Source organism: Amycolatopsis sp. NPDC004378, assembly GCF_053602455.1.
Genome location: NZ_JBSGDR010000005.1, coordinates 241,030 through 254,078, shown reverse-complemented (window position 1 = coordinate 254,078; position 13,049 = coordinate 241,030). Strand labels below are relative to the sequence as shown.

General features: G+C 72.1%; 11 protein-coding genes. 6 read left to right on the top strand and 5 right to left on the bottom strand.

All coding sequences use genetic code 11. The features are described from left to right. Nucleotides 1-2: 2 nt before the first annotated feature. Genes ACWEN0_RS18790 through ACWEN0_RS18780 form a run of 3 tightly spaced genes read left to right on the top strand, consistent with a single transcriptional unit; the run spans nucleotide 3 to nucleotide 3,821 of the window. Nucleotides 3-593, top strand: coding sequence for a potassium-transporting ATPase subunit C (locus ACWEN0_RS18790; RefSeq protein WP_451974758.1), 591 nt, complete (start codon nucleotides 3-5; stop codon nucleotides 591-593). Beyond that, on the top strand, nucleotides 541-3,126 hold the full coding sequence (locus ACWEN0_RS18785; RefSeq protein WP_451974756.1) for a DUF4118 domain-containing protein: 2,586 nt from the start codon (nucleotides 541-543) through the stop codon (nucleotides 3,124-3,126). The genes ACWEN0_RS18790 and ACWEN0_RS18785 overlap by 53 nt, the downstream gene beginning before the upstream one ends. Beyond that, the gene (locus ACWEN0_RS18780) at nucleotides 3,123-3,821 is read left to right on the top strand and encodes a response regulator (RefSeq protein WP_451974754.1); all 699 of its coding nucleotides are present in this window, start codon (nucleotides 3,123-3,125) and stop codon (nucleotides 3,819-3,821) included. Before ACWEN0_RS18785 ends, ACWEN0_RS18780 begins: the two co-directional genes overlap by 4 nt. Before the next feature lie 12 nt (nucleotides 3,822-3,833). Here the strand turns inward: ACWEN0_RS18780 and ACWEN0_RS18775 are convergent, their stop codons facing one another. Continuing rightward, nucleotides 3,834-4,973 carry an acyl-CoA dehydrogenase family protein gene (locus tag ACWEN0_RS18775; protein ID WP_451974752.1) on the bottom strand — a complete coding sequence of 380 codons (1,140 nt, stop codon included), beginning with the start codon at nucleotides 4,971-4,973 and terminating at the stop codon, nucleotides 3,834-3,836. A gap of 65 nt (nucleotides 4,974-5,038) precedes the next feature. Between ACWEN0_RS18775 and ACWEN0_RS18770 the strand changes: the two genes are divergently transcribed. Next, nucleotides 5,039-5,680 (top strand): TetR/AcrR family transcriptional regulator, encoded by a 642-nt coding sequence (locus ACWEN0_RS18770; RefSeq protein WP_451974750.1) that lies wholly within the window; start codon nucleotides 5,039-5,041, stop codon nucleotides 5,678-5,680. A 42-nt stretch (nucleotides 5,681-5,722) separates the two neighbouring features. Here ACWEN0_RS18770 and ACWEN0_RS18765 read toward each other — a convergent pair whose 3' ends face one another. Beyond that, nucleotides 5,723-6,364 carry a hypothetical protein gene (locus tag ACWEN0_RS18765; RefSeq protein ID WP_451974748.1) on the bottom strand — a complete coding sequence of 214 codons (642 nt, stop codon included), beginning with the start codon at nucleotides 6,362-6,364 and terminating at the stop codon, nucleotides 5,723-5,725. A gap of 187 nt (nucleotides 6,365-6,551) precedes the next feature. On the opposite strand from ACWEN0_RS18765, the gene ACWEN0_RS18760 reads away from it, so the two are divergent. Further along, nucleotides 6,552-6,839, top strand: a complete 288-nt coding sequence (locus ACWEN0_RS18760) for an acylphosphatase (RefSeq protein ID WP_451974746.1) — start codon at nucleotides 6,552-6,554, stop codon at nucleotides 6,837-6,839. 169 nt (nucleotides 6,840-7,008) lie between these two features. Beyond that, nucleotides 7,009-10,611, top strand: a complete 3,603-nt coding sequence (gene smc, locus ACWEN0_RS18755; RefSeq protein WP_451974744.1) for a chromosome segregation protein SMC — start codon at nucleotides 7,009-7,011, stop codon at nucleotides 10,609-10,611. Nucleotides 10,612-10,615: 4 nt separating this feature from the next. Here smc and ACWEN0_RS18750 read toward each other — a convergent pair whose 3' ends face one another. From ACWEN0_RS18750 to ACWEN0_RS18740, 3 genes are all read right to left on the bottom strand, one after another. Further along, a complete protein-coding gene (locus tag ACWEN0_RS18750; RefSeq protein ID WP_451974742.1) occupies nucleotides 10,616-10,840 on the bottom strand; it encodes a hypothetical protein in 225 nt (74 codons plus the stop codon). Between the two features lie 48 nt (nucleotides 10,841-10,888). Further along, the gene (locus tag ACWEN0_RS18745; RefSeq protein WP_451974740.1) at nucleotides 10,889-11,389 is read right to left on the bottom strand and encodes a DUF3455 domain-containing protein; all 501 of its coding nucleotides are present in this window, start codon (nucleotides 11,387-11,389) and stop codon (nucleotides 10,889-10,891) included. A gap of 84 nt (nucleotides 11,390-11,473) precedes the next feature. Further along, nucleotides 11,474-13,036, bottom strand: a complete 1,563-nt coding sequence (locus ACWEN0_RS18740; protein WP_451974738.1) for a sodium:solute symporter — start codon at nucleotides 13,034-13,036, stop codon at nucleotides 11,474-11,476. Nucleotides 13,037-13,049: the final 13 nt, after the last annotated feature.

Here is a 13,049-nt window from a genome sequence, read left to right as displayed (position 1 = left end):
AAGTGAACACTCTCGTCAAGCAGACCTGGGCCGGGCTGCGCGTCCTCGTCGTGCTGACCGTCCTGCTCGGCGTCCTCTACCCCCTGGCGGTGTGGGCCGTGGCCCGGATCCCAGGCCTGGAGGGCAACGCCGAAGGCTCGGTCGTCACGCAGAACGGCCAGGCGGTCGGGTCGTCGCTCATCGGCGTCGACCCGGTGCCCGCCAACCCGGCGAAGGACCCGTGGTTCCACAGCCGGCCCTCGGCGGTCACCCCCGAGATGCCGTCCGGCGCGTCCAACAAGGGCCCGTACGACGAGGGCCTGGTGAAAACCATCCAGGAGCGCCGGACCGCCATCGCCCAGCGCGAAGGCGTGTCACCCGACCAGGTGCCACCGGACGCCGTGACCGCCTCGGGCTCGGGTCTCGACCCGGCGGTCAGCGTGGCCTACGCGGACCTCCAGATCGCCCGCGTGGCCCGCGTGACCGGCCTGCCGGCCGACCGCGTGCGCCAGTTGGTCGAGCAGAACACCTCCGGAGCGGGAATCGGCGTCCCCGGGGTGAATGTGCTCCAGCTCAACTTGGCCGTGCAAGCCGCGGCCGGAGGGGCACACTGACAGCGTGACCAGTGCAAAGAAGCCGCGCCGGGGGGAACTGCGGATCTACCTCGGCGCGGCTCCGGGCGTCGGCAAGACCTTCGCGATGCTCGGCGAGGCGCGGCGGCGGCTGGACCGCGGCACCGACGTCGTCGTCGGGCTGGTGGAGACGCACGGCCGTGAGAAGACGGCCGCGCTGCTGAACGGCCTCGAGACCGTCCCGCGGCGCCACGCCGAGCACCGCGGCCGCGCCTTCGACGAGATGGACGTCGACGCCGTGCTGGCCCGCGCGCCGGAGGTCGCCGTCGTCGACGAGCTCGCGCACACCAACGTGCCCGGCTCGCGCAACGCCAAGCGCTGGCAGGACGTCGAGGAACTGCTCGAAGCCGGCATCGACGTGCTGTCGACCGTCAACGTGCAGCACCTGCAGAGCCTCAACGACGTCGTGGAGCGGATCACCGGCGTCACCCAGCAGGAGACGGTGCCGGACGAGGTCGTCCGCCGCGCCGAGCAGCTCGAGCTCGTCGACATCACGCCCGAGGCCCTGCGGCGGCGGCTCGCGCACGGCAACGTCTACCCGGCCGAGCGGATCGACGCCGCCCTCAGCAACTACTTCCGCCCCGGCAACCTGACCGCGCTGCGCGAACTCGCCTTGTTGTGGGTGGCCGACCAGGTCGACGTGGCGCTGCAGCGCTACCGCGCCGAACAGCGCATCACCGACACGTGGGAGGCTCGCGAACGCGTCGTCGTCTCCATCACCGGCGGCCCGGAGAGCGAGACGCTCATCCGCCGCGCCAGCCGGATCGCCACCCGCGCCGGCGCCGAGCTGCAGGTCGTCCACATCCTGCGCGGCGACGGCCTGTCGGGGCTCGGACCGGCCGCGATCGCCCGCTGCCGGACGCTCGCCGAAGAGGTCGGCGCGACCTTCCACACCGTCGTCGGCGACGACGTCCCGACCGCGCTGCTGGACTTCGCGCGCGGCGTCAACGCGACCCAGCTGGTCATCGGCACCTCACGGCGTTCGCGCGTGGCGCGGCTGTTCGACGAGGGCATCGGCGCCGGCGTCGTGCGGCACTCCGGGTCGATCGACGTCCACATGGTCACCCACTCCGAGGCCGGCGGGAAGCTGCGGGCCCGGCTGAGCGCGAGCCCGCTGGGCCTCTCGCGGCTGGTCGCGGGCTGGGTGCTCAGCGTCGTGCTGCCGGTCTTGGTCACCGCCATCGGCTTCTTCGTCCCGACCGGGCTCGACTTCGCCACCGACGTCATCTCCTACGTGCTGGCGACGGTCGTCGTGGCGCTGGTCGGCGGCCTCGGCCCGGCGCTGGTCGCCGCCGTGCTCGGCGCCGGGCTGCTCAACTTCTTCTTCACCCCGCCGCTCTACACGCTCAACGTGCACACCCCGCAGAACCTCGTGACGCTGATCGCGATGGTCGTGGTCGCGGTGCTCGTCGCGCTGGTCGTCGACCAGGCCGCGCGCCGGGCCACGCAGGCGGCGCGGGCGCGGATGGAGGCGGCGCTGCTCGCCTCCTACGCCCGGACCGTGCTGACCGACCCGAACCCGATCGAGCGGCTGCTGCAGAAGGTGCGGGAGAACTTCGCGCTGACTTCGGTGACGCTGCTGGAGAAGCAGGACGGCGAGTGGCGCGCGGTGGCGACCGCGGGGGAGCACCCGTGCGCCGACCCGGACGAGGCCGACGTCGACATCGCCGTCACCGCCGACGTCCACCTGACCCTGCGCGGGCGGGCGCTGCCCGCGGCCGACCGGCGGGTGCTGGAAGCCGTGGCCGGGCAGGCGCTGCTCGCCCTGCGCCAGCAGAGGACGGCCGCCGCCGCGGCCCGCGCCGAGCGCAAGGCCGAGGCGACCGAGCTGCGCACGACGTTGCTCTCGGCGGTCGGGCACGACCTGCGCACGCCGCTGACGTCGATCAAGGCGTCGATCGGCAGCCTGCGCGCGCCCGATCTCGAACTGTCCGAAGAGGACACGGCCGAACTGGAAGAGGCGATCGAGCTGTCGGCCGACCGGCTGGCCGGGCTGATCGACAACCTGCTCGACTCGTCGCGGCTGGCCACCGGCGCGGTCAAGCCGCACCTGCGGCCCGTCGGCTACGACGAGGTCGTCGCGCACGCTCTGTCCACTGTAGACTCCTCCGGTGCGGTCGAGGTGGCGGTCGACGACCGGCTGCCGTCGGTGCTCGCCGACCCCGGCCTGCTGGAACGGGTGGTGGCGAACGTGCTGGACAACGCGATCCGCCACGGCGGGGGCGTGGTGTCCGCGCGGGCCAGCGCGCACTCGGGCCACGTCGAGCTGCGGATCGTCGACCACGGCAAGGGCCTGCGCAAGGGCGCGGCGGACTCGGCGTTCGCGCCGTTCCAGCGCCTCGGCGGCGACCGGGACACGACGCCGGGCGTCGGGCTCGGGCTGTCGGTGGCGAAGGGGTTCACCGAGGCGATGGGCGGCACGATCCGCGCCGAGGACACCCCGGGCGGCGGGCTGACGGTCGTGGTCTCGCTGCCCGCATTCAGCGTCGAGTTCCAAGAGGAGGGGGTGCGATGAGCGACCCGGGCGCCACCGTGCTGGTGGTGGACGACGAGCCGCAGATCGTGCGGGCGCTGCGGATCAACCTGAACGCCCGCGGCTACAAGGTGATCACCGCGCACGACGGCACGGCGGCGTTGAAGGCGGTGGCCGAGACCAAACCGGACGTGGTCGTCCTGGACCTCGGCCTGCCGGACCTGGACGGCACGGAGGTGATCGCCGGCCTGCGCGGCTGGACGACGGTCCCGATCATCGTCCTGTCCGCGCGCGGCGACTCGGCGGACAAGGTCCAGGCACTCGACGCGGGCGCGGACGACTACGTCACCAAGCCGTTCGGCATGGACGAGCTGCTGGCCCGCCTGCGCGCGGCGGTCCGCCGCTCGGCGGTCGCGGGCGCGGACGGCGCGGACGCGGTGGTGGAGACGTCGTCGTTCTCGGTCGACCTGGCGGCGAAGAGGGTCCGCCGCGCCGACGGCACCGAAGTCCACCTGACGAAGACGGAGTGGGGCGTGCTGGAGCTGCTGGTCCGCAACCGCGGCCGGCTGGTGGCGCAGAAGCAGCTGCTGCACGAGGTGTGGGGCCCGTCGTACGAGACGGAGTCCCACTACCTGCGCGTGTACCTGGCCCAGCTGCGGCGCAAGCTGGAGCCGGAGCCGTCCCGGCCCCGGCACCTGCTCACCGAACCCGGGATGGGCTACCGCTTCGAGGCCTAGCCGCGGCAGCCCCTAGAACCAGAAGGTCGGCTGGTCGATTCCGAAGCGCAGCTTGGCGTACCGCTTCGACGCCGCCGCGGAGAAGTAGATGTGCTGGGATGCCGCGTGGAGGTCGCGGAAGCAGCGCTGCATCGGCTGGTCCGCGTGCAGCGCGCCCGCACCCGCGAAGCCGAACGCGATGTTCACCGCGCTCAGCGAGGCGCGCATCGCCTGCTGCGTCGACAGCAGGAACTGCCCGCGCTGCCGCACGTCCGGCACGTCGCCCGCGCACGCCGTGTCCCACAGCGAGCCGAGGGCGTCGAAGACGAACGCGCGGGCCGAGCACAGCCGTCCTTCGGCGCGGGTCAGCGCGATCTGGACGTCGCCGTCCTCGGCGATCGGGCCCGGGCCCGGCGGGCGGATCTTCGCCGGCGCGAACGCGGTGAACTCGTCCAGCGCGCGCCGCGCGATGCCGAGCGGGACACCCGCCATCAGCGTGCCGATGAAGGTGAAGAACGGGAACCGCCACAACGGCCCGTCGTGGCGCGCCGGGGTCGTGAACGGCGAGATCGTGTGCTCCGCCCGTACGACGGCCTCGATCTCGACGTCATGGCTGCCCGTGCCGCGCAGGCCGCTGACGTCCCAGTTGCCGACCACCCGCACCCCGGCGGCCGGGACGACGGCCAGCCGCCAGTCGCGCGGGTCGCCGTCGGCGAAGGCGCCGTTGAAGAACAGGTCGGCGTGCGGGCTGCCGCTGCAGAACGCCCAGCGCCCGGCGAGCCCGAACTTGCCGGTGCCGTCCGAGGTGAGCCGGCCCGTCGGCGCGAAGACCCCGCCGCCGACCGGGTCCGGGACGCCGGTCAGCAGGTCCGTCGCGACGGCCGGGTCGAGCCAGGCGAGGAACGCCGACCCGTTGCCGATCGTGATCGTCCAGCCCGCGGAGCCGTCCGCACGCGAAAGTTCTTCGATCACCTCGACGAGCGTGGCGGGCGGCAGTTCCTGCCCGCCGAGCGCCCTGGGTGTCGCGAGGCGGAAGAGCCCGGCTTCCCGCGCTCTTTCGACCAGGTCGCGCGGCAGCGTCCGCAGCTGTTCGGCTTCGACCGCGCGCGCACTCAGCTCGGGTGCGAGCTCCCGCGCGGCGGTCACGGCGTCGGTGGTGGCTTGTCCCATCATGGTCAACGCCCCCTCAGGGTGTCATGATAGATGGACGTTTATTCGATAGAGGAGTCTCTACTTAAATGGCCGAGCCTGTCAAGCGCCGATACGACACGTCGCGGCGTCAGGAGCAGGCGCGCGAGAACCGCCGCCGGATCCTGACGGCGGCGTCCGGGCTCTTCCGGGAGAAGGGCTACGCGGGCACGGCGATGCCCGAGGTGGCGAAGGAGGCGGGCGTCGCGGTGCAGACGGTCTACAAGGCCTTCGCCAACAAGGCGACCCTGCTCAAGGCCGTCTTCGACATCACGGTGGCGGGCGACGACGAGGACGTCCCCATCGCCGGCCGCGACTTCATCGCGGCGATCCAGGCCGAGCCGGACGCCGCCCGGAAGATCGAGATGTACCTCGAGCACCTGGTCACCGTGGTCCCGGCCGTGACCCCGGTGCAGCTGCTGGCCCGCGACGCGGCCGCCGCCGACCCCGCCGCCGCCGAGGTGTGGGCGCAGATGCGGCAGGAGATGCTGACGGCGATGACGTACTTCTCGGCCGACCTGATGGCCACCGGCCAGGTCCGCGCCGGGCTCTCGGCCGACGACGTCCGCGACATCCTGTGGACCTACCACGGCCCGGAGCAGTACGAGCTGCTGTGCCTGGAGCGCGGCTGGCCGCCGGAGCGCTACGGGCGGTTCCTGCGCGACGCGATCATCGCCGCCGTCCTGGTCTAGACACCCCGAAGGCCACCGCCGCGGCGGTGGCCTTCGGGGAGCTCACTGGGCGTGCGTGGGGCCCGCGGTCGAGGCGGTGGCGCCCCCGGAGGCGGACGTGCCCGTCGTGGTCGGCGACGGCGAACCCGCGGTGCTCGTCCCGCCGCCGCTCGGCGGGGTCGAGGTCGGGTCGGGCGACGTCGTCGGGTCGGGCGACGAGGTCGGCGGCGGCGTCGTCTTGGTCGTCGTCGGCGGCGGCTTCTGCGACGAGGGCGGCGGCGAGTTCGGCGGCGGGTTGCCCGTGTCGTCGCGGGGCGGGGGCGGCGGCTGGTTGACGAGGGTGGTCGTCGTCTTGCCGTCCGGGCTGACCGACACCACCGTGGTCGGCACGCTCGACGGCGTCGTGGCCGGTGCGCTCGTCGGGATGCCGCCCAGCGTCGACGGGGTGGCCGACGACGGGGTGTTCGACACCGTCTGCAGACCGCCGAGGGAGGTGCCCTGGCCACCGGTGCCGCCGGTGCCGCCCGCGGTGCCGGCGATGTCCGGGCCGGCCAGCTCCGCGACCGCGGCGAACGCGGTCGCGACCACCAGTCCGGCCACCCCGAGCACGACGTACCCGGTGCGGTTCGGTTTGCTGCTCTTCGGCGGGGCGGTGTCGATCCTGGTCACGGGGGAGTTCGAGGCGGACCCGTCGGGGCGGGGCATTGCAGGCTCCTCGGGGGTTCGGGAAAGCGCGGGGTGAGGCCGTGAATCGATCACTGCCTTCCCGGGTGGGGGAACCCCGGGAGGACGACCTCGGCGCGGAGGCTATCACCGTCGGTGCCCCATTCGCCCAGGTAGTGGGCCTGTGCGATCACTGTGCGCAGTCGATCTGTCCGGAAAGGATGAAAGCGTGAGTGAGGAACAAACGAACACCCGGTTGACGGCGTGGGTGCGCGGACGCGTCCAGGGCGTCGGTTTCCGCTGGTGGACCCGGAGCCGGGCGCTCGAGCTCGGGTTGGTCGGCAGTGCCCGCAACATGCCCGACGGGCGTGTCGAGGTCATAGCGGAGGGTGATCGAAACCACTGTGAGCGGTTGCTGACCGCCCTGCGGTCCGGAGAATCACCCGGAAGTGTGGAGAACGTCGTCGAGCGCTGGTCCGACCCGAAAGGGGGACTCAGCGGGTTCGTCGAGCGGTAGCGGACGCCTTGGTACATCCGGGGCCGGTGTGGTTCGTGAGGTTGCTGGGACCGTCCAGCCTGTGCTAAGGCGCGCCGATGAGGGGGCGCGTCCGGCGGTCCCCGGAGACCCCCAGGTAGCCTGGGACGATTGAAACGCCAGTAATCGCGGCCGGAGGGGTCAGCACCCAGTGCACCTGAAAAGCTTGACGCTGAAGGGCTTCAAGTCCTTCGCCTCGGCCACCACGCTGCGCTTCGAACCGGGCATCACCTGCGTGGTCGGGCCGAACGGCTCGGGCAAGTCCAACGTGCTGGACGCGCTGCGCTGGGTCATGGGCACCCAGGGCGCGAAGGACCTGCGCGGCGGCAAGATGGAAGACGTCATCTTCGCCGGCACCGCGGGCCGCGCGCCGCTCGGCCGCGCCGAGGTCACCCTCACCATCGACAACGCCGACGGCGCCCTCCCCATCGAGTACGCCGAGGTGTCGATCACCCGCCGGATGTTCCGCGACGGGGCCAGCGAGTACGAGATCAACGGCGACCGCTGCCGCCTGATGGACGTCCAGGAGCTGCTCTCGGACTCCGGCATCGGCCGCGAGATGCACGTCATCGTCGGGCAGGGCCAGCTCTCCGCGATCCTCGAGTCCAAGCCCGAGGAGCGCCGCGCCTTCATCGAAGAGGCCGCCGGCGTCCTCAAGCACCGCAAGCGCAAGGAACAGACCTTGCGCAAGCTGGCCAACATGCAGGGCAACCTCGACCGCCTCGGCGACCTCACCACCGAGTTGCGGCGCCAGCTCAAGCCGCTGGGCAAGCAGGCCGAGATCGCCCGCAAGGCCCAGTCCGTGCAGTCCGAACTGCGCGACGCCCGCCTCCGCCTGCACGCCGACGACCTCGTCACCCAGCGGGACGCCATCGCGCGCGAAGAGGCCGACGAGAAGACGGCCCGCGCCCGCCGCGCCGAGGTCGAGCAGACCCTCGAGGTCGTCGCCGCCGAGGAAGCCGAGCTGGAGTCCTCGCTGGCCGAGGACGCGCCGCTGCTGCAGACGGCCCAGGAGACCTGGTACAAGCTTTCGGCCCTGGCCGAGCGCCTGCGCGGCACGGTCCGGCTCGCGATCGAGCGGCAGCGCCACCTCTCGGCCGATGTTTCGACGTCGACCGGCGGCCGCGACCCCGAAGAGCTGCTCGAAGAAGCCGAGCGCGTCGCGGAGCAGGAAGAGGAGCTCAACGAGGCCGTCATGGAGGCCCGGGAGCTGCTGGCCCAGACCGTGCTGCGGCGCGAAGACCTCGAACAGCGCGTCCAGGCCGCCGAACGCGCGCACTGGGCCGCCGTCCGCGCCATCGCCGACCGCCGCGAGGGCATGGCCAAGCTGACCGGCCAGGTCGAGGCGCTGCGCAGCAAGAACGGCGCGACCTCCGACGAGATCGACCGCCTCAGCGTCTCCCTCGAAGAGGCCGCCGAGCGCGCCGAGATCGCCGTCGAAGAGCTGGAGATGGCCAAGGCCGAAGGCGGCGTCGAGGAGTCCGACGACGCCGGCCTGATGGACCGCCACGACCGCGCGGTCGAGGCCAACAACGCGGCCAAGGCGCGCGTGGAAGAGCTGGTCAAGGCCGAGCGCGCCGCCGAGCGCGAGATCGCGTCGGAGAAGGCGCGCGTCGAGGCGCTGTCCATCGGGCTCAAGCGCAAGGACGGCGCGGGCGCGCTGCTCGGCGCGTCCCACGAGCTGCCGGGCCTGCTCGGCTCGGTCGCCGCGCTGCTGACCGTCGAGCCGGGGTACGAGGTGGCACTGGCCGCGGCCCTCGGCCCGGTCGCCGACGCGGTCGCCGTCACCGGCGGCGAAGACGCCCTGCGCGCCCTGAAGTACTTGAAGGACACCGACTCCGGCCGCGCGGGCATCCTGCTCGGCGGGCCCGAGTCCACTGTGGACACCTACGCGTGGCCGTCGCTGCCGGACGGCGCGCGCTGGGCGCGTGAGGTCGTCACGGCGCCCGCGCAGCTGCGGCCCGCCGTCGAGCAGGCTCTCGACAAGCTGGCCATCGTCCGCGACCTCGAAGCGGCGCGCCACCTGGTCGCGGTGCACCCGGAGGTCCGCGCGGTCACGGCCGAAGGCGACGTCTTCGGCGCCCGCTGGGCGATCGGCGGCTCGGGCAAGCGCGAGAGCGTCATCGAGGTCCAGGCCGCCGTCGACGAGGCGGGGGAGCGGCTGCGCACGGCCGAACGCTCGCTGGAGCGCTACACGGCCGAGCTGGAAGGTGCCCGCGCCGAGCAGCAGGCCCGCCGCGAAGAGGTGTCGCAGGCCAAGGACGCCCTCGGCGAGGCGAAGGTCCGCAAGGCCCGGTCGTCGGAGCGGCTCAGCCGGCTGCAGCAGGCGGCCCGCCAGGCCCAGGCCGAGGTCGAGCGCTTCACCGGCCAGCGCGCGAAGGTCGAGCAGAGCCGTGAGCAGGCCCTGGCCCAGCTCGCCGAGCTGGAGGAACGGCTCGCCGCCGTCGCCGAGCAGCCGGTCGAGGACGACCCGGACACCGCCGAGCGCGACGCCGCCGCCGAAGAGCTGGCCGTCGTCCGGCAGGAGGAGATGGAGGCGCGGCTCGCGCAGCGCACCGCCGAGGAGCGGGCGCGCAGCATCGCGGGCAAGGCCGAGGGGCTTCGCCGCGCCGCGCACGCCGAACAGCAGGCCCGTGAACGCGCCGAGCGCGCCGCCGCGGCCCGCAAGCGCGGCGCCGAGATCGCGAACGCCGTCGTCAACGGCGGCGAGATCGCGCTCGAACGCATCGAGCAGTCGGTGCAGCGCGCGGCCGCCGAGCGCGACCAGGTCCAGGCCCGCCGCCAGAGCCGTGAGGCCGCGCTGACCGGCGTCCGCGCGAAGGTCCGCGAACTGACCGGCGAGCTGGAAAAGCTGACCGACGCCGTCCACCGCGACGAGGTCCTGCGGGCCGAGCAGCGGCTGCGCCTGGAGACCCTCGAAGCCAAGATCGCGGAGGACTTCGGCATCGGCCTGGCCGACCTGGTCCAGGAGTACGGCCCGGACGTCCCGGTCCCGCCGAGCGCGGGCGAGATGGCCGAGTACGAGGCGGCCAAGGACCGCGGCGAGGACGTCACCCCGCCGCCGCCCATGCCGTACGACCGCGACACCCAGGCCCGCCGCGCCAAGCGCGCCGAGAAGGACTTGTCCTTGCTGGGCAAGGTGAACCCGCTGGCGCTCGAGGAGTTCGCGGCCCTGGAGGAACGGTACAAGTTCCTCTCGACGCAGCTGGAAGACCTCAAGGACACCCGCAAGGACCTCGAAGCCGTCATCAAGCAGGTCGACGAGAAGATCCTCGAGGTCTTCGCCGGCGCCTACGCGGACGTGGCCCGCGAGTTCGAGACCGTGTTCGGCGTCCTCTTCCCGGGCGGCGAAGGCCGGATGGTCCTCACCGAGCCGGACGACCTGCTTTCGACGGGTGTCGACGTCGAGGCGCGCCCGCCGGGCAAGAAGGTCAAGCGGCTTTCGCTGCTGTCCGGTGGCGAGAAGTCGCTGGTCGCGGTCGGCATGCTGGTCGCGATCTTCCGCGCCCGGCCCTCACCCTTCTACGTCATGGACGAGGTCGAGGCCGCGCTGGACGACACCAACATGCGCCGGCTCATCGGGCTGCTGGAGCAGCTGCGGGACTCGTCCCAGCTGATCATCATCACCCACCAGAAGCCGACCATGGAGATCGCCGACGCGCTCTACGGCGTGAGCATGCAGGGCGACGGCATCACGAAGGTGATCTCGCAGCGCCTGCGCACGGCCGAGGAGGAGCCGGTCCCGGCCGGCTGAGGCGTCACATCTCGTCTTCTCGCGGTGCGCGGCGGTCTTCGCCCCGCACGCGCGGTTCGTAGTGCCTGAGGTCGTTGCCGACGCCGCCCGCGTCGCCGATGGTCGGACGCCGCCCGCCCGGGCGGAGCATGCCGTGCTTGACCCCGCGCTTGCGGTCGAGCCGGTCCATGACCAGGCCGATGACGAGCAGGGCGGCGAGCACCCCGCCGATCCCGATGAAGAACCCCATGTGATCCCCCTCCCGCGCCCAGGCTACGGGAGGGGGCCGCACATCCGCTTATCCGGCGACCCAGAAGGCGTAGTCGGCCGAGTAGCGCACCGCGGTCTGCGCGCCGTCGGTGCAGGTCCCGGCCGGTGCCACCCCGCCTCGCGTGTTCAGCCGCTGGACGTAGGTCACCTTGCCGAAGATCCCGTCACCGGTGTTCAGGTTCGCCTTGAGCAGCAGCTCCGGGATCGCGCCCGCCCGCGGCGCGTTGGCCACCGCGGCCGCCCCGACCGTGCTGCCGTCCACGATGGACGTCCAAACCGGACCCTTGCTGTGCAGGGCCACCGGCCTGCCGTGTTTCGACAGCACCGCGGCGGGCTGGAGCAGCGTCCAGGCACCCGCGGTGCAGCCGTAGATCTGCACGCCCTCGGCCGGGTAGCTCGCCAGCGCCACGTTGCCCGCCGGCACCTTGATCGCGTCCGGCACCTTCGGGCCCGCCGGGCTGGCCGAAGCCGTCGCCGCGCCGCCGAGGACCAGGGCGCCGACCGCGAGCGCCACCGTCATCCGTTTCATGAACCCACCTTCGATCCTTCCCGCCGCTTCCCGGCGGGCACCCGATCACCGACACGGGCGCCCGCCGGAAACGGTTCAGAAGGATCAGGCGGTGGTGACCTCTTCGGCCTCACCGGCTTCGGCCTCGGCCGCCTTCGGGTCCGGCGTCCGATGCCGCAGCGCCAGCAACCCGCCCACGACCAGCGTGATCACCACGCCCAGCAGCGTGTACCACGGGTAGGCCAGCGCGACCTTGTCCCCGGCGGCCTTGCTGAAGTCGACACCGATCAGGTCGCCGGTCTTCGCGCTGAACTTCACGCCGAGGATGACGAACGCCATCACGACGACCGTCGCGACGAACGCGATGATCGCGTCCACCTGCCGGGCCTTCTTGATCAGCAGGCCGAGCACGAACGCGCCGAGCAGCGCGCCGTAGGTGTACCCGGTGATCGCCAGCCCCAGCTCGATCACCGAGTTCTTCGTCGTGGAGAACAGCGACGCGAACACCGCGAACACGACCGCCCAGATCAATGTCCACATGCGACCGTGCTTGAGCAGCTTCGAATCCTCCGGCGAGCGCTTGGTGAAGCGCTGGTAGAGGTCGGCCACGGTGGACGTCGAGAGGGCGTTGAGCGCCGAAGCCAGCGCGCCCATGGTCGAGGCGAGCACACCCGCGATGAGCAGGCCCGACACCCCGACCGGCAGGTCGTCGATGATGAACCGCGAGAACACGTCGTCCGGGCTCTGCAGACCGAGCTGCGCGACCGACTTGCGGCCGTCGAACACCCACAGCATGGCCCCGACCAGCAGGAACAGCGCGAACTGGATGGTCACGATGATGCCGCTGCCGATGAGCGCCTTCTGGCCGTCGCGCAGGCTGCGGGTGGCCATCAGCCGCTGCGCGATCAGCTGGTCGGCACCGTGCGACGCCATCGAGAGCGCCGCGCCGCCGAGCACCGCCGTCACGAACGCGTACGGGCTGGTCAGCAGGTTCTTCGTGAAGTCGACGAGCATGAACTTGCCGTCCGCGGACGCCTGCGAAGCCCAGTCGCCGGGCAGCTTGTTCAGCAGCACGATCGCGGCGACCGCCGCGCCGCCCAGGTACAGCGTCAGCTGGATGACGTCGACCCAGACGACCGCCTTGATCCCGCCGATGTAGGCGTAGACCAGCGTCAGCGCGGTCAGGATCACCACGATCACCCAGTAGTCCAGGTGGATGTTGTAGTGCCCGAGGATCACCTTGATCGGGATCGCGCCGGCGAACAGGCGCACGCCCTCGGCGAGCAGCCGCGTGATCACGAACGTCACCGACGCGGTGCCCTGCAGGCCCGGCCCGAACCGCTTGCCCAGGAACGCGTACGCGCTCACGAGGTTGCCCTTGAAGTACCGCGGCAGCAGCACGAACGCGGCGATGGTCCGGCCGATGATGTAGCCGAAAGCCAGCTGCAGGAACAGGAACGCGTTGCCGAAGACCAGCCCCGGCGTGCTGATCACGGTGAGCGTCGAGGTCTCCGTGGCCACCACGGACAACATCACCGCGCCCCACGGGAGGCTGCGCTCGCCGACGAAGTAGTCGGCCGCCGACCGTTGCTTCCGGCCGACGAGCACGCCTATCAGCGGCATCGCCGCCAGGTAGACCACGATGATGGCGAGGTCAACACCACGCATGGACTTCTCCTAC

Coding starts and splice junctions, on each gene's coding strand:
- ACWEN0_RS18765 (WP_451974748.1), bottom strand. CDS start 6,364: ATGCCCCGCCCCGACGGGTCCGCCTCGAACTCCCCCGTGACCAGGATC.
- ACWEN0_RS18785 (WP_451974756.1), top strand. CDS start 541: ATGTGCTCCAGCTCAACTTGGCCGTGCAAGCCGCGGCCGGAGGGGCAC.
- ACWEN0_RS18745 (WP_451974740.1), bottom strand. CDS start 11,389: ATGAAACGGATGACGGTGGCGCTCGCGGTCGGCGCCCTGGTCCTCGGC.
- ACWEN0_RS18780 (WP_451974754.1), top strand. CDS start 3,123: ATGAGCGACCCGGGCGCCACCGTGCTGGTGGTGGACGACGAGCCGCAG.
- ACWEN0_RS18750 (WP_451974742.1), bottom strand. CDS start 10,840: ATGGGGTTCTTCATCGGGATCGGCGGGGTGCTCGCCGCCCTGCTCGTC.
- ACWEN0_RS18770 (WP_451974750.1), top strand. CDS start 5,039: ATGGCCGAGCCTGTCAAGCGCCGATACGACACGTCGCGGCGTCAGGAG.
- ACWEN0_RS18740 (WP_451974738.1), bottom strand. CDS start 13,036: ATGCGTGGTGTTGACCTCGCCATCATCGTGGTCTACCTGGCGGCGATG.
- ACWEN0_RS18775 (WP_451974752.1), bottom strand. CDS start 4,973: ATGATGGGACAAGCCACCACCGACGCCGTGACCGCCGCGCGGGAGCTC.